Raw genomic sequence first — 17,807 nt, forward strand, 5'->3', positions numbered from 1 at the left:
CTCCTCGGACAGCCGGACGGTGACGCCGATCCTGCCGTCCCGTGCCGCGGCATCCCAGGTCCAGCCCCCGAAGCATGCTGCGGTCATCGTCCCCCGGTCTCCGATGCGTTGTGCGACAGGGCCTCAACTTCCAGCGGTGGCCGTCCCGAAGCGGGCGAGGCAGTGCCACACCTTCTTGACGGCCTGCGGGTCGTACCGCCCCGTGGCGGCGGCCAGGCCGACGAGCCGCGGGTCGAGCACGCCGTCGACCGCGATCACGGCGCCCAGGTCCACGTACTCCTGACCGCGGTACGCGGGCCGGAGCCGGAGCTCCTCGACGGTGAGCCGGAAGCCGCCGTGCCACTCCACGGGGCACGGCAGGCACAGGGCGGCGTCCTCCACGGCCGTGCCCCGGTAGCAGGGGTCCAGGACCAGCGCCTCGACGTCGCGGTCGAGGCGCACCGGCCCGTGGACCTGCGCCTCAATGTAGTCGTCGAGTGCGTCCTTGGAGTCGGCCAGGGCGAGCGCGATCAGGCCCATGTGCTCCCCGACGCCGAAGTCCGAGGGCTCGAAGTGGCTGTCGGGGTAGCAGAACGTCGTGCGCGCCAGGGTCCGGGCGGTCAGGCGGAAGTGGGCGGACCCGAACCGCGGGGCGGCGCCGACCGTCTTGCGGCGGAAATTCAGCGCCCCGTAGACGGGCCGTCCGGCGGCCGGTGCGGCGTCGTACGCGCCGCCGAAGATGCGGCTCTCCCACCGCCACCGGTCGCCGCCCGGACGGGCGGTCAGGCCGCCGTTGCCCGTCCCGGTGACGAACTGCGAGAGGTAGACCCCGGCTTCGGCCAGGGCCTCCAGCACCGGCTCGCCGCGCGCCACCCTGTCCGGGTGGAAGTTCAGGGTCACCCGCAGCCCCGGATCCACCGGAGGGCCCGACGACAGTGCCGCCACATGGCGAAGGGCCCGCTCGCGCGGGGTCGGGGCGGCGGCGTCGGGCGTCATCCCCGCAGTCTCCCGTGGACGACGGGAGGTTCGCACCCGCGTATCCCCGCCCGCAGTTCGGTGACGACGCCTCCGCGTCAGGCCGCCGCCGTCAGCTCGTCGTACTGCGCGTCGGTGAGCCGGATGCCCGCGGCGGCGATGTTGTGCTCCAGGTGGGCGACCTTGGACGTGCCGGGGATGGGCAGCATGACCGGGGAGCGCCTGAGCAGCCAGGCGAGTGCGAGCTGGGACGGGCGGGCGCCGTGTGCCTCGGCGATGCGGTCCAGGGGGCTGCCTTCGCGTGCCAGTCCGCCCGTGGCGAGCGGGAACCAGGGGATGAAGCCCATGCCGTGCCGCTCGGCGTGGGCGAGGACGTCCTCGGACGCGCGGTCGGCGAGGTTGTAGCGGTTCTGGACGGAGACGATGGTGGCGGTCCTCGATGCCTCCTCGATCTGGGCGGTGGTCACCTCGCTGAGCCCGATGTGGCGGATCTTGCCCTCCTGCTGCATGGCGGCGAGTTCGCCGACCTGGTCCGCGATGGGCACCTCGGGGTCGACGCGGTGCAGCTGGAGCAGGTCGATCCGCTCGACGCCCAGGTGGCGCAGGCTCAGCTCGACCTGCTGCCTCAGGTACGCGGGCCGCCCGACCGCGACCCACTCGCCGGGTCCGGGGCGTGCGAAGCCGGCCTTCGTGGCGATCACCAGGTCCGGCGGATAGGGGTGGAGGGCCTTGCGCATGAGCAGCTCGGCGGTGAAGGGCCCGTAGGAGTCCGCGGTGTCCATGAAGGTGACGCCGAGCGCGACCGCACGCCGCAGGACCCGTACGGCCTCGTCGGGGTCCGCGGGATCGCCCCACACCCCCTCGCCGGTGAGCTGCATCGTTCCGTAGCCGAGCCGGTGGACGGGCAGGTCACCGCCGAGGTCGAAGGTGCCGGAGTCGTGGGCGTCGGCCTCCGCGCTCGTGGATGTCATGGGGGTCTCCTCGGGTCGTGCCGGCGGACGGCTGTTCACCAGCTTCGGCGCGGCGCCCGCTCCCCGCGCGGCGGACTACGCCGACCGGCTCCGTCACCTCGCCGCCCGCCCGCCCACCCAGGACTCCCGGGGGGTACGTCACCACCGGGGTCTCGCGGGACCCGCGCCGGAGCCGAGGACCGCGCCGGCGCACCGGCCGTCCCGCACCGCGGTCTCCTTGTCGAGGCCGCGGTCGCGTGTGCGGCGTGTCATGTGCGCCGGCAGGACGGGGGCGGGACCTTTCCGGTCGGCCCCGGGCCCGGCCTCCCCGGGCCCGCTCACAGGGGCGGCCCGTCAGCCGACCGCCTCCTTGAGGCTGTCGTGACCCGTGGCGGCGAGGATCGACTCGCGGACCTCGGGGCAGCCCTCCTGCGCGGCGGCGTCGAAGTCCGCTGCGGTGCGCGGCTGCTGCTCCGGGTGGTCGGCGACCCAGGTGGCCAGGTCGATGGTGAGCGCGGCCTGTGCGCCGACGCCGGAGCCGGCGTCCTTCACCTCGGACTGCTCGTCGGTGAGGAACGCGCAGAACGCGGCGGCGTCGACGGGGTTGCCGTCGCCGTCCTGCGAAGCCTCCCCCGCCGGGGCGGTCCTCGACGCGCTCGCGCTCGCGTCGGGCCCCGGTGTACCGGACGACGTTCCGCCGCCGGCCTCGGCGCCCTTGCCGCCGCACGCGGTCAGGAGCAGCAGCAACAGGGCTGCGGGGACTGCGTACTTCATGGTTCCCCCTCCTCCGGGACGCCCCCACGACGTCCGGCGCCGCCATCCAACGGCATCCTCCCGCCGATGTCCCGGGAGCGGACCGGATCGGTACCCGGCGGTGACAGTCCCGGGACGTCGTGGCCCACCGTGCCTGCCCCCGCTATTGGTTGACGCTTCATCAAGGGGACACCCGGCGAGGCCCGACGTGTCAACGCGGTTCGGACAGGCTGATCCGGGCATGTCAATCAGGCCGTGTATTCCCCCACCGCGGTCGACCAGGAGGAAGCAAGTGAAGAGAAGCTCGCGTATCGGCAGGGTCCCGGCTGTCGTCGGCGGCGCGGTCGCGCTGGTGATCGCCCTTCCGGGGACGGCGTTCGCCGCGCCGCCCACCGCCCTGCCCGCCAACGCGGACGGCCTGGAGCAGACGTTCCAGCCGGCGTTCGACTACGACACGGACGGCTGCTACCCCACCCCCGCCATCGGCCCCGACGGCACCATCAACCCGGGCCTGAACCCCACCGGCGCCCTCAACGGCAGCTGCCGCGACCAGTCGGACCTGGACAACACCAACGGCTACGCCCGCTACAAGTGCAACAACGGCTGGTGCGCCATCATCTACGGCCTCTACTTCGAGAAGGACCAGGCCATACCCGGGATCAGCCTCGGCGGCCACCGCCACGACTGGGAGCACGTCGTGGTCTGGGTCAAGGACAACGAGGCCCAGTACGTGTCCACCTCGGCGCACGGCAACTTCAACGTCTACGGCCGCGACCAGATCCGCTGGGACGGGACCCACCCCAAGGTCGTCTACCACAAGGACGGCGCGAGCACGCACTGCTTCCGTCCCGCCAACACCAACGACGAGCCGCCGGAAAACCACTACCACGGCTGGCAGTTCCCCGACCTGATCGGCTGGAACGGCTACCCCGCGGGCCTGCGCGACAAGCTGAGCCAGGCCGACTTCGGCAGCGCGGTCTTCGGCCTGAAGGACGGCAACTTCAACGCCCACCTGGCGAAGGCCAAGCCGGCCGGCATCCCGTTCGACCCGAACGCCTGACGGGCGCGCCGGGACGGGGCGGCGCACCGCCCTGCCCCGTCCCGGACGCGAACACGTCAGACGGCGTCCAGCTCCGCGATCTCCTCGGCGGTGAGCACGAGTTCCACCGCGGCCACCGAGTCGCGGATGGTCTCCGGACGGCTGGAGCCCGGGATCGGGATCACGTACGGGGACTTGGCGAGCATCCACGCCAGGCACACGCGCTGCGGGCTGACCCCGTGGGCCTCGGCGACCCGGGCGAACGGCGCGTAGGACGAGCCGAGTTCGCCGGCCTGGGAGATGCCGCCGAGCGGGCTCCACGGCAGGAAGGCGATGCCGAGCCGGTCGCACAGCTCGAGCTCCGGCTCGCTGGAGCGGAACGCCGGGGAGAACTGGTTCTGCACGGAGACCAGGCGGCCGCCCAGGATCTCGTCGGCCTGCCGGATCTGGTCCGGGTCCGCGTTGGAGACGCCGGCCATGCGGATCTTGCCCTCGTCGAGCAGGTCGCGCACCGCGCCGACGGACTCCGCGTACGGCACCTTGGGGTCGGGGCGGTGGAACTGGTACAGGCCGATGGCCTCCACGCCCAGCCGGCGCAGCGAGTCCTCGCAGGCCCGCTTGATGTGCTCGGGCGAGCCGTCGAGGGTCCAGCGGCCGTCGCCGGGGCGCAGGTGACCGCCCTTGGTGGCGACGAGGACGTCGGAACCGCGTCCGTGCGAGGCGAGCGCCTTGGCGATCAGCGTCTCGTTGTGGCCGACCTCGTCGGCGCCCAGGTGGTAGGCGTCCGCCGTGTCGATCAGCGTCACACCGGCGTCGAGCGCCGCGTGGATGGTGTCGATGGACCGCGCCTCGTCCGGGCGGCCCTCGATCGACATGGGCATGCCGCCCAGACCGATCGCGCTGACCTCGGTGTCGCCGATGCGGCGAGTCTGCATGGGTACGTGGCCTTTCTCGGCTTGCGTCTCGGCTCTTGCGCACCGACGGCGCACTGATTTGCGCACTGATGGCGTGCCTGCACGACCGGATACGGGCCGCGGCCGTGCGGGCACGGGGCAAGCCTCGCCGGAGCTGCACCCACACGTCCAATAGAAGAAAGCGAACGCATTCAGGAGCTAGGCTTCTGAATCATGGAGCTACGCCACCTGGAGTACTTCGTCGCGGTCGCGGAGGAGCATCACTTCACCCGCGCCGCCGAGCGGCTCATGATCTCCCAGTCGGGCCTGTCCGCCTCGGTGCGCGCCCTGGAGCAGGAGCTCGGGACGCCGCTTTTCGTGCGGAGCACCCGCAGCGTGGAGCTGACCGCGGCGGGCCGGGCCCTGCTCGACGAGGCCGGCCGGACCCTGGCGAGCGTACGGGCCGCCAAGGAGGCGGTGGCGGCCGTGCAGGGCCTGATGCGCGGTGTGCTCACCATCGGCACCGAGCAGTGCCTCGCGGGCGTCGACGTGCCGGCGCTGCTGGCCCGCTTCAGGGCCCGGCACCCGGGCGTCGAGGTCCGGCTGCGGCAGGCCGGGTCGGCGGCCCTCGTGCAGGACATCACCAGCGGCCGGCTGGACGTGGCGTTCACGGCGCTGAGCGGCGAGGCGCCCGAGGGGGTGCGGCTGATGCCGATCACCCGGGCGCCGATGGTCCTGCTGTGCCACCCCGCGCACCGGCTGGCCGGCGCGGAGACGGCGGGCTGGGCGGACCTCGGCGGCGAGGAGTTCGTGGACTTCCACCCCGACTGGGGCGCGCGCGGGCTCACCGACCGGGCCTTCGCCGCGAACCGCGTGCAGCGCCGGGTCGCCCTGGAGGTCAACGACGTGCACAGCCTGATCGACCTGGTCCACCACGGGCTCGGGATCGCCGTCGTGCCGCGGCCCATCGCCCGCAAGGAGCACGCCGCGGGGCTGCGCACCGTGGCACTGGCGGGCGCCGAGGAGCACCTCTGGGAGGTGTCGGCCGCCCTGCCCCAGGAGGACCGCGTCTCCCCCGCCGCCCGCAAGCTGCTGTCCTACCTGCCGTGACGTCACCTGCCACGCCCGCACCGGCGGCCCCGCCGTGGACCTGCGGGCACCCGCACCGGCACGCACACTGGTGCCGGGGGCGCCGCGCCGCACGCCCGTCCCGTACCGCCGCACCGTTCCCCGGAGGGGCATGAACAGCTCGGCCCACGACCCGTACGTCCGGGTGCGCGGCGCCCGCGAGCACAATCTGCGGAACGTCGACGTGGACGTCCCCCGGGATGCGCTGGCGGTGTTCACGGGGGTCTCCGGCTCGGGGAAGTCCTCGCTCGCGTTCGGCACGATCTACGCGGAGGCGCAGCGCCGCTACTTCGAGTCGGTCGCCCCGTACGCCCGGCGGCTCATCCACCAGGTGGGCGCGCCGGCGGTCGACGACGTCCTGGGGCTGCCCCCGGCGGTCGCCCTGGAACAGCGCCGCGGCGCGCCGACCTCCCGCTCGTACGTGGGCACGGTGACGACGCTGTCCAACACGCTGCGCATGCTCTTCTCCCGCGCGGGCCGCTACCCGCAGGGGGCCGAGCCCGTGGACTCCGACGCCTTCTCGCCGAACACGGCCGCCGGTGCCTGCCCGGTCTGCCAGGGGCTGGGCCGGGTACACCGGGCCACCGAGGAGCTGATGGTCCCGGATCCCTCGCTGAGCATCCGGGACGGGGCGATCGCCGCCTGGCCGGGAGCCTGGCACGGCAAGAACCTGCGCGACGTCACGAGCACGCTCGGCTACGACGTGGACCGGCCCTGGCGCGACCTGCCCCCGCGGGACCGGGAGTGGATCCTGTTCACCGACGAGCAGCCGGTGGTGACCGTACACCCGGTGCGGGAGGCGGGCCGGATCCAGCGTCCGTACCAGGGCACGTTCCAGAGCGCGCGGCGGTACGTGCTGCACACCTTCGCGGACTCCAAGAGCCCGGCGCTGCGGGCCCGCGCGGAGCGGTTCCTGGAGAGCTCGCCCTGCCCCGCCTGCGGCGGCAGCCGGCTGCGCCCGGAGTCCCTGGCCGTCACCTTCGCCGGGCGGAACATCGCGGAGCTCAACGCGATGCAGCTCGCGCGGCTCGCCGACGTGCTGCGCCCGGCCGCGGACGGCGCGGTGGACGACCTCCCCGAAGGTCCGGAACGGCAGATCGCCACGACCCTCTGCGCCGACCTCGTCGCCCGGATCGAGGTCGTCACCGAACTCGGCCTGGGCTACCTCAGCCTGGACCGCACGACGCCCACGCTCTCCCCCGGCGAGCTGCAGCGCCTGCGCCTGGCGACCCAGTTGCGCTCCGGTCTGTTCGGCGTCGTGTACGTGCTCGACGAGCCCTCGGCCGGGCTGCACCCGGCGGACAGCGAGGCGCTGCTGACCGTTCTGGTGCGGCTGCGGGAGGCGGGCAACTCGGTGTTCGTCGTCGAGCACGACATGGACGTGGTGCGCCGGGCGGACTGGATCGTGGACGTCGGGCCGCTCGCGGGCGAGCGCGGCGGCCTGGTGCTCTACAGCGGCCCGGTGGACGGCCTGGAGGCGGTCGCCGAGTCCGCCACCCGTCGCTTCCTGTTCGCCTCGGGACCCGATCCGGCCGCCGGGCGCGCCGGGCGGGAGCCGTCGTCGTGGCTGGGCCTGCGCGGCGTCACCCGGCACAACCTGCGCAATGTGGACGTCGAGCTGCCCCTCGGGGTGTTCACGGCGATCACGGGCGTGTCGGGTTCGGGAAAGTCCACACTGGTGGGCGTGCTCGCGGCGGTGCTGACGGAGCATCTGGGGCCGGCCGGCGGCGCGGACCCTGCGGCGGACGCCGCCGAGGACGGCGAGGACGGCGACGCGTGGGACGGTCCCGTAGGCGGGCCGTCGTTCGGCGTCGTGGCGGAGGGGCTGCGGGCGGTGGACCGTCTGGTGCGGGTGGACCAGAAGCCCATCGGCCGCACTCCGCGCTCCAACCTCGCCACCTACACCGGCCTGTTCGACGCGGTGCGCAAGCTCCTCGCGGCCACCGACGATGCCCGGCGCCATGGCTACCGGGCCGGAAGGTTCTCCTTCAACGTCGCGGGCGGCCGCTGCGAGACCTGCCAGGGCGAGGGCTTCGTCGCCGTCGAGCTGCTGTTCCTGCCCGGCACATACGCCCCCTGTCCGACCTGCCACGGGGACCGCTACAACGAGGAGACGCTGGCCGTCCGCTACCGGGGGCGGAACGTCGCGGAGGTGCTGGGCATGAGCGTGGACGCTGCGGCCGGCTTCTTCACGGACGTCCCGCCGGTCGCCAGGAGCCTGCGCACCCTGCAGGAAGTGGGGCTGGGCTACCTGCGGCTGGGTCAGCCGGCCACCGAACTGTCGGGCGGCGAGGCCCAGCGCATCAAGCTCGCGTCGGAGCTGCAGCGCGGCCGCCGCGGCCACACCGTCTACCTGCTGGACGAACCCACCACGGGGCTGCACCCGGCCGATGTGGAGCTGCTGATGCGGCAGTTGCACGGACTGGTCGACGCCGGCCACTCGGTCTTCGTGGTCGAGCACGAGATGAGCGTCGTGGCGGGTGCCGACTGGGTGATCGACCTGGGACCGGGCGGCGGGGACGCGGGCGGGCGGGTCGTCGCCACCGGGCGGCCCGCGCAGGTGGCCGGGGCGGACGGGAGCCGCACCGCGGCCTACCTGGCGCGCCGGCTGGCGGGCTGACCGCTCACCGGCCGGCCCGCCAGCCGCTCCACCGCCGTACGGAGACCTCGACCACCGGCCCCGCGGGCGGACGGCCGGTGTACTGGCCGTACTTGGCGGTCAGCAGGGCGACGCAGCGGGCGGCCGCGGGGGATCCTCCGCCCGGTCCACCGGCCGGCGGGAGGACACGGGCCGTGCCGTCGGCGCGGGCCCACCACAGGAGGTCCCAGTCCTCGTCGTAGTGGTCGGTGAGCAGGCAGACCGCGGGGTTGACCCCGATGTTGGCCAGGCGTTTGAGGCGCGTGGTCCGTTTGGGTTTGTGGTCGACGGCCAGCGCGACCGTGTCGCCGTCCACGGCGAAGACCACCGGCACCAGGTGCGGCGTCCCGGCGGCGTCGGCGGTGGCCAGGCGGGCGACGCGTGCCGCGGCGAAGCGCTCACGCGCCTCGCCGCCCGTCAGGGCCGGCATCGGGCCCTCCCCTCGTCGTGGCCGCCCGGGTCAGCGGAACCGGTCGGCGAGCGCGGCCAGTCGGTCCAGGTGCTCCAGGGTCTCCGCTTCGGGCAGCGTCGGCAGGTAGAGCAGGACCCGCTCGACGCCGAGCCGCTGGTAGCCCTCGAGCTGCTCCGGGCCGCCGCGGACGGCGTACACCGTCACGGGCACGTCGCGTCCGGCGACCTCGCGGAGCCGCTCGATGCCCGGGCCGAGGTCGTCCGGCGCGTTGCTGTTGGCGATCCAGGCGTCGCCGAATTCGGCGACCCGGCGGAACGCGCCCTCGCCGCCGCCGACGTAGATCGGCGGGTGCGGTCGCTGCACCGGCTTGGGCCAGGCGAAGACGGGGTCGAAGTCGACGAACCGGCCGTGGAACTCGGCCTCGTCCGAGGTCCACAGCTCGCGGATCGCCCGCAGGCGTTCGTCGGTGAGCAGGCCGCGGGTGGCGGGGTCGGCGCCGTGGTTCCGCATCTCCTCGCGGTTCCAGCCGGCGCCGACGCCGAAGACCGCGCGGCCGTCGGAGACCAGGTCGAGGGAGGCCACCTCCTTGGCCGTGTGGATCGGGTCCCGCTGCGGGACGAGCGCGATCCCGGTGCCCAGCAGCAGGCGCCGGGTGACGGCGGCGATCACGGACAGGGCCACGAAGGGGTCGAGGGTGCGGTAGTACATCTCCGGCAGCTCGCCGCCCCCGGGGTAGGGGGTCTCCCGCCGTACGGGGATGTGGCTGTGCTCGGCGATGAAGAGCGAGTCGAACCCCCGTTCCTCCAGCGCGGTTCCGAGCGGGGCGGGACGGATGCCCTGGTCGGTGATGAAGGTCGAGATCCCGATTTTCACGACGGCTCCGTGGGTTGCGGCGGCGAGGGACTGGCCCCGTTGTGCTCCCTACCCCGCCCGGGTGGCCGTGCGGCCACGACCACCCGGGAGGAGCATCGCGCGGGGTGCCCCTCAGCCGGCCGCCGCGGGGCGCACCGTCACCCGCGCCCGCCCGCGGAGGTGCAGTTCCACGGCGAGCGGGGCGGCGGTGAAGACGGAGGACCAGGTGCCCACCGCCAGCCCGATGAGCAGGGCCAGCGCGAAGTCGGCGAGCGATCCCTCCCCCAGCACGGCGAGCGCGGCAAGGATGAACGCCGCGCCCATCCCGGTGTTCACGGTGCGGGGCACCGTCTGCAGGACGGCCGTGTTGGCGACGCGGGCGAAGGCGCGTTTCCGGTCGCGCCGGGTCAGTTCCCTGACCCGGTCGAAGACGACGACGGAGTCGTTGACCGAGTACCCGATGACGGTGAGCAGGGCCGCGACGAAGACGCCGTCGACGGGCTTGCCGAGCCAGGCGAACACCCCCACGAGGACGACGACGTCGTGCGCCATGGCGACCACCGCCGCCGCGCCGAAGGTCCACCGGAACCGCGCCGCGAGGTAGACGAGTTGCGCGCCCAGCGCCACGGCGAGGGCGATGACGGCGCCCCGGCGCAGCTCCTCGCCGATGCCGGGCCCGACGGACTCGTCGCGGAGTTTGTCCGCCCGCCCGCCGAGACCGCTGATCGCCGCGGTGACGCGGTCCTCCTCCGCCTCGGTCAGGTCCGCGGTGCGCACGGTGAGGCGGTCGTCGCCCGAGGTCTGCACGACAGCCCGGGGGAATCCGGCAGCGGCCAGGACCTCGCGTGCCCGGTCGGCGCCCACCGGCCGGTCCGTGGCGTACTCGATGAGCCGGCCGCCGGTGAACTCCACCCCGATGTCGGCACCGCGCACGAGGACGCCGGAGCCCGCCAGGACGAGGACCGCCGCCGACACGGCGAGCCAGCGCCTCGGACGGCGCATCAGGTCGGGGTCGCTGCGGGTGATCCACTCCCGTACGGTGCCGATGCCCGCGATGCCGGACAGGTGCGGTCGCCGCCGGACGGAGGGCCGCGCGACCGCCAGGTCCGCGAGGGCCCGGGTGATCACCAGGGCGCTGAGCATGGACGCCATGACGCCGATGCCGAGGGTGACGCCGAAGCCGCGTACGGGCCCCGAGCCCAGGAGGAACAGCAGCGCGGCGGCGATGAGGGTGGTGACGTTGCTGTCCGCGACGGCGCTGAAGGCGTTCCGGAACCCGCCGGTCAGCGCGGACCCCAGGCTGGCGCGGCGCCGTGCCGCGTACTCCTCCCGGGCCCGTTCGAAGACGAGCACATTGGCGTCCACGGCGATGCCGATCGCCAGGACGAAGCCCGCGAGTCCGGGCAGGGTGAGGGTCGCGCCGAGGGCGGCCAGCGCGGCGTAGGAGACCAAGCCGTAGCAGGCGAGCCCGACGACGGCCAGGGCGCCGACGAGGCGGTAGACGGCGATGACGAACAGCGAGGTCAGCACGGTGCCGATGCCCGCGGCCCAGACGGCGGCCGTGACGGCCGCCGCGCCCAGGGTGGGACCGACCGTGCGCTGTTCGACGGTCTCCACGGGTACGGGCAGGGCGCCTCCGCTGATCAGCAGGGCCAGTTCGCGTGCCCCGGCGTCGTCGAACGTGCCCGTGATCCGGGTCGAGCCGCCGGTGATGCCGGTGCCGCAGGCCACCGACGGGTCGACCTGCGGGGAGGAGATCACCTTGTCGTCCAGGACGATGGCGACGCGACGCGACGGATCGCCCGGGGGACGGCAGGCCGCCTCGCCGGTCAGGCGCGCCCACATGTTCCGGCCCTCCCCCTTGAAGTCGAGGTCGACGGTCCATCCCGCACCGGTGTCCTGGTCGAACCGGGCCTGCGCGCCCTTGACGTCCCCGCCGGTCAGGGAGGCGGCGCGGAGCCGGAGCGACTGCCCGGACTCGTCGGCGAGGACGCGGTCCGCGGGCCGCTTGTGCAGCGAAGTGGTGGCGCCGTCGCCTTCGCGGGCCGCGCCGAGCACGGCGTGGAAGGTGAGCTGGGCGGTGCGGCCGAGGACGGCGGCGGCCTGCGCCGGATCCTGCACGCCGGGCAGTTCGACGATGATCCGGTGGTCCCCGGAGCGCACGATGGAGGGTTCCGCGACACCGAGGGCGTCGACGCGGCCGCGCAGCACCTCGACCGTGCGGGCGGTGGCCTCGGCGTCGGCGGGCACTGAGGGTGTCGAGCGGGTCTCCAGGACGATCTGGGTGCCGCCGCGCAGATCGAGCCCGAGGCGGACCGGAACGGTGGCGGCGACGTAGAGGGACAGGGCGACGGCAACGAGGGCGAGCAACGCCCGCACGCGCGTGGCGCGTGTCAAGGGGGCCTCCAGCAGGCATGGCGGCGCCGCACGGGCGGCGCGAGAAGGATGTGATGGGGTGTCAGATGCCTGTGGAGGAGGGCGGGGCACGTCCGCGGCTCGGCGCCGGGTGCGCGGTGGTGCGGGCGTCGCCGCCCGGGGCCGGTCGCGCGGTGGCGTACGACGGCCGGGTGAGCGGGGTCCGGTCGGAGGCGGCCGCGGCGTCGGGCCGCGGCACGTGCCGCTCGCCCGGGGCGTCGCGCCACGTGCGGGCGGGCCCGGCACATGGGGCGCCCGGCCCGGCGGCGTGCGGCGGCCCGGGATCCCGGTCTCCGGTGGCGGCGCTGGACGGCGGGGCGTGCCCGGTTCCCGTCGCGGCGACGGCCGGGACGAGGAGGACGAAGAGGGCGAGGAGCGCGGCGAGCAGCGTCCCGGCGGCTGCCGTCGCCGACCGGCGGGGCCGGCGCGGGCGAGCGGCGGGAGCGCGGCGCCGTGCCATGGGGCACCTCCTCGGTCGTCGTCGGGGGGGATGGGGTTCGGGCGGGACGGCGGCGCAGTGACCGGCCGCCGGGGAGCTCACGCCTCGATGAGGCCCGCCCTTATGGCATAGCGCGTGAGCTGCAGCCGGTCGTGCAGACCGAGCTTGCTCAGCAGGTTCGCGCGGTGCCGGTGGACGGTCTTGACGCTGATGACCAGCGTCTCGGCGATCTCCTTGGAGGAGTGCCCCTCGGCGACGAGTTTCAGCACCTCCTCCTCCCGCGCCGTCAGCACGCGGTCCGGGGTCACCTCGCCCTGGCGAGCGCGGTCGAGGTAGTTGCGGATCAGGGCGGTGACCGCGCCGGGGTAGAGGAACGGCTCGTCACGCATGGCGGCCCGGCAGGCGGCGACCAGGTCGCGGTCGGCGACCGACTTCAGCACGTAGCCGCAGGCACCCGCCTTGAGCGCCTGGAAGAAGTACTGCTCGTTGTCGTGCATCGTCAGCATCAGGATGCGCAGCCCGGGTTTGAGCGCGGCCAGGTCGCGGGTCGCCTGCAGGCCCGTCAGGCGGGGCATCGAGACGTCCAGGACGGCCAGGTCGACGTCCTGGGCACGGGCCTGCGCGATGGCCTCCGCGCCGTCGCCGGCCTCGGCGACGACCTCCAGGTCCGGTTCGCGGTCGAGGATCAGCCGCACCCCGCGGCGCACCAGGGCGTGGTCGTCCGCGAGGAGGATGCGGATCGGGGTCGGTCCGGTCGGGGTCATGAGCGGTCCCTCGGGGCGGGCACGGTCAGCCGGACCTGGGTGCCGGCCCGTGGGGTGGAGGTGATGTCGAGCGCGGCCCCGAGGAGCAGGGCCCGTTCGCGCATGCCGCGGATGCCGGCGCCCTCGTGGACGATGCCGGTGCCTCGTCCGTCGTCACCGACTCCGAGCACGACGCTGTCGCCGCTGTGGCGCAGGCTGACCTCGACGCGTTCGGCCTCGGCGTGGCGGGCGACGTTCGTCAGGCTCTCCTGGGCGACGCGGTACAGGACGAGTTCCGTCTCGCGGTCGAGCGGGGGCAGGTCCGGGTCGAAGCGACGCCGCACCCCCAGGCCGGTGTGCGTGGCGAAGTCCCCGGTGAGCGAGGTCAGCGCGCTGACCAGGCCGAGGTCCTCCAGCACCGCGGGGCGCAGCCGGCGGGCGAGCCTGCGCACCTCGTCCAGGCTCTCCCGGGTGATCTCCTGAGCCTGCCGCAGTTCGCCGCGGAGCGGCTCGGGCGCCTGGTCGGCGGCCCGGGTCAGTTCGAGCAGGACGGCGGTCATGCTCTGTCCCACCTCGTCGTGGAGTTCCTGGGCGACGCGCCGGCGCTCGGCCTCCTGCGCGAACAGGACGCGGGCGCTGCTGGTGGCCCGTTCCTCCTCCAGGCGGTCCAGCATGGCGTTGAAGGTGCGGATCAGCTCGGGCACGCCGCCGTGGCCGCGGGTCGCCGGCAGCCGCTGCCCGGGGCGCAGCAGGTCGACGGTGGTCATGAGACCGGTCAGCCGGCCCAGCGGGGCCAGGCCGACCCGCAGCAGCACGGCGTTGGCGACCAGCATCACGGCGAGGCCGCCGACCAGGATCACCGCCTCGGCCGCCACCACCGGTACGGAGACAGTCACCGGGGCCCACAACAACAGGGCCGTGGCCGTACCGAGCACCACGACGTTCAGCCCGAAGATCCGCCAGAACAGGGACACCTGACGTCGGCCTCCTTCTCCCGCTCTTCCCTCGTCGCTCCATGCGCGCGCACCTGGCGCCCGCCTCCGCGGGTTCCGGCAGGCGGGCGCGGCCGTCGTCGTGACGGCCTCCGTCCAGCCTGCCCGCGCCCGGGTGCCCCGGTCGATGGGGTGCGACCCCCATCTCTGGGGTGGTCGTGAGGCCGCAAGGGGCCGCGGATGGGGTCCGGTACCCGCACAAGATGGGTGACACGGCCGATGGGCGGGCGCCGCCCGCTCGTCCAGGCTGGGAAGCGACCCCCCGCGTGGTCCCGGCCGGCGCCGCACTCGGCGCCGGCCGCCAACGCATCCCGTCCCAGGAAGGAGCCCTCCGTGTCCCCCGACACCGCCCCGCCCGAACCCCGGCCCGAGGCACGGTCCGGCCGCATGACCGCGCACGAGGCCCGTCAGCGTCTCGAGCACGAGCGCAACACCCGGCTCACCCAGCTCCGGGCCGTCGCCGAGGCCGGCTGGGCGGCGGACGACCACGTGATGGTCGTGCAGAAGGAGGCCGTCCAGCGGGTGCTGGGGGAGATCGAGGCCGCGTTCGCGCGCCTCCAGGACGGCAGTTACGGGGTCTGCCCCGACTGCGCAAAGCCCATACCGGCCGAGCGTCTGGAGATCCTCCCGTACGCGCGCTGCTGCGTGGCCTGCGTGCGCCGCGCCGCGTGAACCGTGGACCAGCCGGAGAGACCGGAGAGAGGTGACGTGGTGAACCACCGGACTGCGGGCGACCGCGCCGCGTATCTGTCCGCCGAGGACCTCGCCGCGCTGCGCGCGAGCCTCCATGAGCAACGCCTCTTCCGTCAGGAGCAGTTGCGGCAGGTCGCCGCGGCCGAACCGGCCCCCGCGCACCGGCTGCCGGGCGCAGGTGCGGCGGGCGCAAGTGCGGCGGGCGCAGGTGCTGCGGGTGGATGTGCGGCCGCCCGGGAGGAGGTCCGCAACGCGCTGGCCGCCTCGGCGCGGATGGTGCTGGCCGACGTCGAGGCGGCTCTGGAACGCATACGGGAGGGGCACTACGGGATCTGCCCGCAGTGCCACCGGCTCATCCCGCTGAACCACCTGATGGTCGTCCCCCAGGCCCGCTATTGCGGCCTTTGCAGGCGGGCGAGGGGGAGCGGGGCATGAGCACGCCGTGGCGGCCTGCGCGCCGGCGGACGGGTCTCGCCGTCGACATCGGCAGCACCCGTACACGGGTCTGGGCGCTCGGCAGGGGCATGGTGCTCGACGTCGCCACGGTGGCGTTCCCGGACACTGCCTCGGAACCGGGCACCGCGCACCCCGTCCGCCGCCACCGCGCCATCGACGTCCCCGGCACCGCCCGGATGCTCGACCGGCTGCTCCGCGACCGGCTGCCCCGCCTCGGCCGCCCGCTGGTCGTGCTGACGGCACCCGTCCTGGACGGCGTCGCCTACCGCACGGCGGCCCGTGCCGCGGTGGAGGTCCTGCGGCCGGGCGCCGTGCTGACCGTGCCGACGGCGCGGGCGGTGGCGCTCGCGGCCCGCGAGGACCCGGTCCGCCCCCTGCTCGTGGTGGACGTCGGCGCCCACGTCACGGAGACGGTCCTGCTCGTCGACGGCGCGGTGACCGACGCGCACCGTGCCGCGCTCGGCACCGCCGACCTCGACACGGAGGCCGGGGCCGCAGCACTCGTCGTCGACTCGCTCGTGGCCATGGTGGCGACCGTGCTGGAGCAGGACCGGACGGCCGCCGCACCGGCCGCCCTGGCGCACGGCGTCCTCCTGGCCGGCGGCGGCGCGCTGCGCCCCGAGGTCGTCCACCGTCTCGCGCGCCGGCTCGACGTCCCCGTCAAGGTCGTACCGGCGCCGCGCACCGCGGCGGTGCGCGGGGCCGCCGAACTCCTGGGGTCCGCCCTCCTCCACCCGTCGTTCACGCGCGACGTCCGTGCTCCGGTGCCCGAGTAGCGGCCGTCGCCCTCCACCGGGTTGCACGTCCCGGTGCGGGGTGGTGGCCTGAAGGTGTGTCGCGCCGGGGAGGCAGGGATGACGACAGCGTCGATGCGTACGGTCCGGCTGTCCTCGAGGGACGTCCCCGCACTGGGCCAGGGCACCTGGTACCTCGGCGAGGACCCGGGCCGCCGCCGCGAGGAGATCGCCGCCCTGCGGCTCGGCCTCGACCTGGGCATGTCGATCGTCGACACCGCCGAGATGTACGGCGACGGCGCGGCGGAGGAACTGGTCGGGGAGGCCATCGCGGGACGCCGTGCCGAGGTGTTCCTCGTCAGCAAGGTACTGCCGGAGCACGCCGACCGCCGTGGTGTCGTCGCGGCCTGCGAGGCGAGCTTGCGACGGCTCCGCACCGACATCCTGGACCTGTACCTGCTGCACTGGCGGGGGCGGCACCCGCTGGAGGAGACCCTGGCCGGGTTCACCGAGCTGATGGCCGGCGGCAAGATCCGCACCTGGGGCGTCAGCAATCTGGACGCCGGCGACATGGCCCAACTGGTCGCGCTCCCCGGCGGGTCGGCGGTGGCGGTGGACCAGGTGCTCTACAACCTCACCCGGCGCGGCATCGAGTGGGACCTGCTCCCCTGGTGCCGGCGCAACCGGTCCGGCGTGATGGCCTACTCCCCCGTCGAACAGGGGCGGCTGCTGCGTTCGGCACCGCTGCGGGCCGTGGCGGACGGCCTCGGCGCCACGCCCGCCCAGGTGGCGCTGGCGTGGGTGCTGGAGCAGGGCGTGGCTGCGATCCCCCGCTCGGGGCGGCCCGGGCACGTCACCGAGAACCGCGCCGCGGCGGACCTCCGGCTCCCCGCGGACGCGCTGGCGGCGCTGGACGCGGCGTTCCCGCCGCCGCGCGGGCCCGTACCGCTGGAGGTGCTCTGAGCGGCACCGTGCGCGGTCAGCGGGAGGACGGCGCGGGTGCGGGTGCCTTCACCGGTGCCTTCGCGGGTCCGGGCGCCGGCGCGGCGAGGAGCCCTTCGATGCCCAGGTCGAGGGCGACCTCCAGGTGCGTGAGCGAGCCCGTCGACATCAGGATCGAGACACCTCCCTGGATGCCCGCGAGCAGGGCGGCCGCGGCGCGGTCGGCGTCCAGCCCGGGCGGGATCTCCCGCTGCTCCTGCATGGCCCGGATGCCGCTGGTGATCTGGGCCTGCCACGACGCGAGGAGTTCCCTGGTGACGGCCTGCGCGCCGGGCGTGGCGGGGCTCAGCTGCGACACGAGCGTCCCGAGCGGGCACTGCTGCCCCTGCCGCCGGTAGCGGTCGACGACCGCGTCCCGCCAGTCGTACCAGGCCTGCCGGGAGGTGAGCGCGCCGAGGTACGGCTGCTGGTCGGACAGGACCCGGCCGGCCTCGTGCCGGGCGACGGCGAGCAGCAGCTCCTCCTTGCCTCCGGGGAAGTAGTGGAAGAGCTGGCTCTTGCTGGTGGCCGTGCGGGCGCGGATGTCGTCCAGGGTGGTCTCGACCGCGCCGCGCTCGCGGATCTCCTCCGCGGCCCCCTCGACGATGCGTTGCCGGGTGGCGGCGCCCTTGGCCGTGAGTCGTGGTGCCATGCACCCATGGTGCCATTTTTTGGACTTGCAGGTCCATTTTCCGGGTGGCACCTTTGCCGTTCCCAGCCGGTTCACTGAGAAAG

The 17,807-nt window shown here is 74.4% G+C and carries 17 protein-coding genes; 7 read left to right on the top strand and 10 right to left on the bottom strand.

From position 1 onward, the window contains the following. Nucleotides 1-123: 123 nt before the first annotated feature. From ACFW3D_RS30490 to ACFW3D_RS30500, 3 genes are all read right to left on the bottom strand, one after another. Nucleotides 124-975 (bottom strand): DUF3626 domain-containing protein, encoded by an 852-nt coding sequence (locus ACFW3D_RS30490; RefSeq protein ID WP_500509462.1) that lies wholly within the window; start codon nucleotides 973-975, stop codon nucleotides 124-126. Between the two features lie 77 nt (nucleotides 976-1,052). Then, complete coding sequence (locus ACFW3D_RS30495) at nucleotides 1,053-1,925, bottom strand: aldo/keto reductase (RefSeq protein WP_500509465.1); 873 nt, start codon at nucleotides 1,923-1,925, stop codon at nucleotides 1,053-1,055. A 333-nt stretch (nucleotides 1,926-2,258) separates the two neighbouring features. Then, the gene (locus tag ACFW3D_RS30500; protein WP_500509467.1) at nucleotides 2,259-2,678 is read right to left on the bottom strand and encodes a hypothetical protein; all 420 of its coding nucleotides are present in this window, start codon (nucleotides 2,676-2,678) and stop codon (nucleotides 2,259-2,261) included. Nucleotides 2,679-2,949: 271 nt separating this feature from the next. Between ACFW3D_RS30500 and ACFW3D_RS30505 the strand changes: the two genes are divergently transcribed. Next, a complete protein-coding gene (locus ACFW3D_RS30505) occupies nucleotides 2,950-3,717 on the top strand; it encodes an NPP1 family protein (RefSeq protein WP_500509469.1) in 768 nt (255 codons plus the stop codon). A 56-nt stretch (nucleotides 3,718-3,773) separates the two neighbouring features. On the opposite strand, the gene ACFW3D_RS30510 is transcribed toward ACFW3D_RS30505, so the two are convergent. Continuing rightward, nucleotides 3,774-4,631 carry an aldo/keto reductase gene (locus ACFW3D_RS30510; protein WP_500509471.1) on the bottom strand — a complete coding sequence of 286 codons (858 nt, stop codon included), beginning with the start codon at nucleotides 4,629-4,631 and terminating at the stop codon, nucleotides 3,774-3,776. Nucleotides 4,632-4,823: 192 nt separating this feature from the next. On the opposite strand from ACFW3D_RS30510, the gene ACFW3D_RS30515 reads away from it, so the two are divergent. Next, on the top strand, nucleotides 4,824-5,699 hold the full coding sequence (locus ACFW3D_RS30515) for a LysR family transcriptional regulator (RefSeq protein WP_500509473.1): 876 nt from the start codon (nucleotides 4,824-4,826) through the stop codon (nucleotides 5,697-5,699). A 130-nt stretch (nucleotides 5,700-5,829) separates the two neighbouring features. Further along, nucleotides 5,830-8,337, top strand: coding sequence for an excinuclease ABC subunit UvrA (locus ACFW3D_RS30520; protein WP_500509475.1), 2,508 nt, complete (start codon nucleotides 5,830-5,832; stop codon nucleotides 8,335-8,337). 4 nt (nucleotides 8,338-8,341) lie between these two features. On the opposite strand, the gene ACFW3D_RS30525 is transcribed toward ACFW3D_RS30520, so the two are convergent. From ACFW3D_RS30525 to ACFW3D_RS30545, 5 genes are all read right to left on the bottom strand, one after another. Further along, on the bottom strand, nucleotides 8,342-8,785 hold the full coding sequence (locus ACFW3D_RS30525; protein ID WP_500509477.1) for a TIGR03668 family PPOX class F420-dependent oxidoreductase: 444 nt from the start codon (nucleotides 8,783-8,785) through the stop codon (nucleotides 8,342-8,344). A gap of 30 nt (nucleotides 8,786-8,815) precedes the next feature. Further along, the gene (locus ACFW3D_RS30530; RefSeq protein WP_500509479.1) at nucleotides 8,816-9,640 is read right to left on the bottom strand and encodes an LLM class F420-dependent oxidoreductase; all 825 of its coding nucleotides are present in this window, start codon (nucleotides 9,638-9,640) and stop codon (nucleotides 8,816-8,818) included. A gap of 111 nt (nucleotides 9,641-9,751) precedes the next feature. After that, nucleotides 9,752-12,016, bottom strand: coding sequence for a protein translocase subunit SecD (gene secD / locus ACFW3D_RS30535; RefSeq protein WP_500509482.1), 2,265 nt, complete (start codon nucleotides 12,014-12,016; stop codon nucleotides 9,752-9,754). A gap of 555 nt (nucleotides 12,017-12,571) precedes the next feature. Further along, nucleotides 12,572-13,237, bottom strand: coding sequence for a response regulator (locus ACFW3D_RS30540; RefSeq protein ID WP_500509484.1), 666 nt, complete (start codon nucleotides 13,235-13,237; stop codon nucleotides 12,572-12,574). Then, nucleotides 13,234-14,190: a sensor histidine kinase gene (locus ACFW3D_RS30545; protein WP_500509486.1), complete on the bottom strand. Its 957-nt coding sequence runs from the start codon at nucleotides 14,188-14,190 to the stop codon at nucleotides 13,234-13,236. Before ACFW3D_RS30545 ends, ACFW3D_RS30540 begins: the two co-directional genes overlap by 4 nt. A 351-nt stretch (nucleotides 14,191-14,541) precedes the next feature. Between ACFW3D_RS30545 and ACFW3D_RS30550 the strand changes: the two genes are divergently transcribed. From ACFW3D_RS30550 to ACFW3D_RS30565, 4 genes are all read left to right on the top strand, one after another. Next, the gene (locus tag ACFW3D_RS30550; RefSeq protein ID WP_500509488.1) at nucleotides 14,542-14,880 is read left to right on the top strand and encodes a TraR/DksA C4-type zinc finger protein; all 339 of its coding nucleotides are present in this window, start codon (nucleotides 14,542-14,544) and stop codon (nucleotides 14,878-14,880) included. 36 nt (nucleotides 14,881-14,916) lie between these two features. Next, nucleotides 14,917-15,336 (top strand): TraR/DksA family transcriptional regulator, encoded by a 420-nt coding sequence (locus ACFW3D_RS30555; RefSeq protein WP_500509490.1) that lies wholly within the window; start codon nucleotides 14,917-14,919, stop codon nucleotides 15,334-15,336. Continuing rightward, nucleotides 15,333-16,133, top strand: a complete 801-nt coding sequence (locus ACFW3D_RS30560) for a rod shape-determining protein (protein ID WP_500509493.1) — start codon at nucleotides 15,333-15,335, stop codon at nucleotides 16,131-16,133. Before ACFW3D_RS30555 ends, ACFW3D_RS30560 begins: the two co-directional genes overlap by 4 nt. Before the next feature lie 78 nt (nucleotides 16,134-16,211). Beyond that, nucleotides 16,212-17,054 (top strand): aldo/keto reductase, encoded by an 843-nt coding sequence (locus ACFW3D_RS30565; RefSeq protein WP_500509496.1) that lies wholly within the window; start codon nucleotides 16,212-16,214, stop codon nucleotides 17,052-17,054. A gap of 16 nt (nucleotides 17,055-17,070) precedes the next feature. Here the strand turns inward: ACFW3D_RS30565 and ACFW3D_RS30570 are convergent, their stop codons facing one another. After that, on the bottom strand, nucleotides 17,071-17,724 hold the full coding sequence (locus ACFW3D_RS30570; protein ID WP_500509498.1) for a TetR/AcrR family transcriptional regulator: 654 nt from the start codon (nucleotides 17,722-17,724) through the stop codon (nucleotides 17,071-17,073). Between the last annotated feature and the right edge of the window lie 83 nt (nucleotides 17,725-17,807).

Origin of the sequence: Streptomyces sp. NPDC058864 (genome assembly GCF_042742985.1) — a bacterium.
GTDB lineage: Bacteria > Actinomycetota > Actinomycetes > Streptomycetales > Streptomycetaceae > Actinacidiphila.

Excerpts from the sequence above, each read along its gene's own strand:
- ACFW3D_RS30515 (WP_500509473.1), top strand. The coding sequence starts at position 4,824 with ATGGAGCTACGCCACCTGGAGTACTTCGTCGCGGTCGCGGAGGAGCAT.
- ACFW3D_RS30560 (WP_500509493.1), top strand. The coding sequence starts at position 15,333 with ATGAGCACGCCGTGGCGGCCTGCGCGCCGGCGGACGGGTCTCGCCGTC.
- ACFW3D_RS30570 (WP_500509498.1), bottom strand. The coding sequence starts at position 17,724 with ATGGCACCACGACTCACGGCCAAGGGCGCCGCCACCCGGCAACGCATC.
- ACFW3D_RS30490 (WP_500509462.1), bottom strand. The coding sequence starts at position 975 with ATGACGCCCGACGCCGCCGCCCCGACCCCGCGCGAGCGGGCCCTTCGC.
- ACFW3D_RS30510 (WP_500509471.1), bottom strand. The coding sequence starts at position 4,631 with ATGCAGACTCGCCGCATCGGCGACACCGAGGTCAGCGCGATCGGTCTG.
- ACFW3D_RS30500 (WP_500509467.1), bottom strand. The coding sequence starts at position 2,678 with ATGAAGTACGCAGTCCCCGCAGCCCTGTTGCTGCTGCTCCTGACCGCG.
- ACFW3D_RS30565 (WP_500509496.1), top strand. The coding sequence starts at position 16,212 with ATGACGACAGCGTCGATGCGTACGGTCCGGCTGTCCTCGAGGGACGTC.
- ACFW3D_RS30495 (WP_500509465.1), bottom strand. The coding sequence starts at position 1,925 with ATGACATCCACGAGCGCGGAGGCCGACGCCCACGACTCCGGCACCTTC.
- ACFW3D_RS30520 (WP_500509475.1), top strand. The coding sequence starts at position 5,830 with ATGAACAGCTCGGCCCACGACCCGTACGTCCGGGTGCGCGGCGCCCGC.
- ACFW3D_RS30540 (WP_500509484.1), bottom strand. The coding sequence starts at position 13,237 with ATGACCCCGACCGGACCGACCCCGATCCGCATCCTCCTCGCGGACGAC.
- ACFW3D_RS30525 (WP_500509477.1), bottom strand. The coding sequence starts at position 8,785 with ATGCCGGCCCTGACGGGCGGCGAGGCGCGTGAGCGCTTCGCCGCGGCA.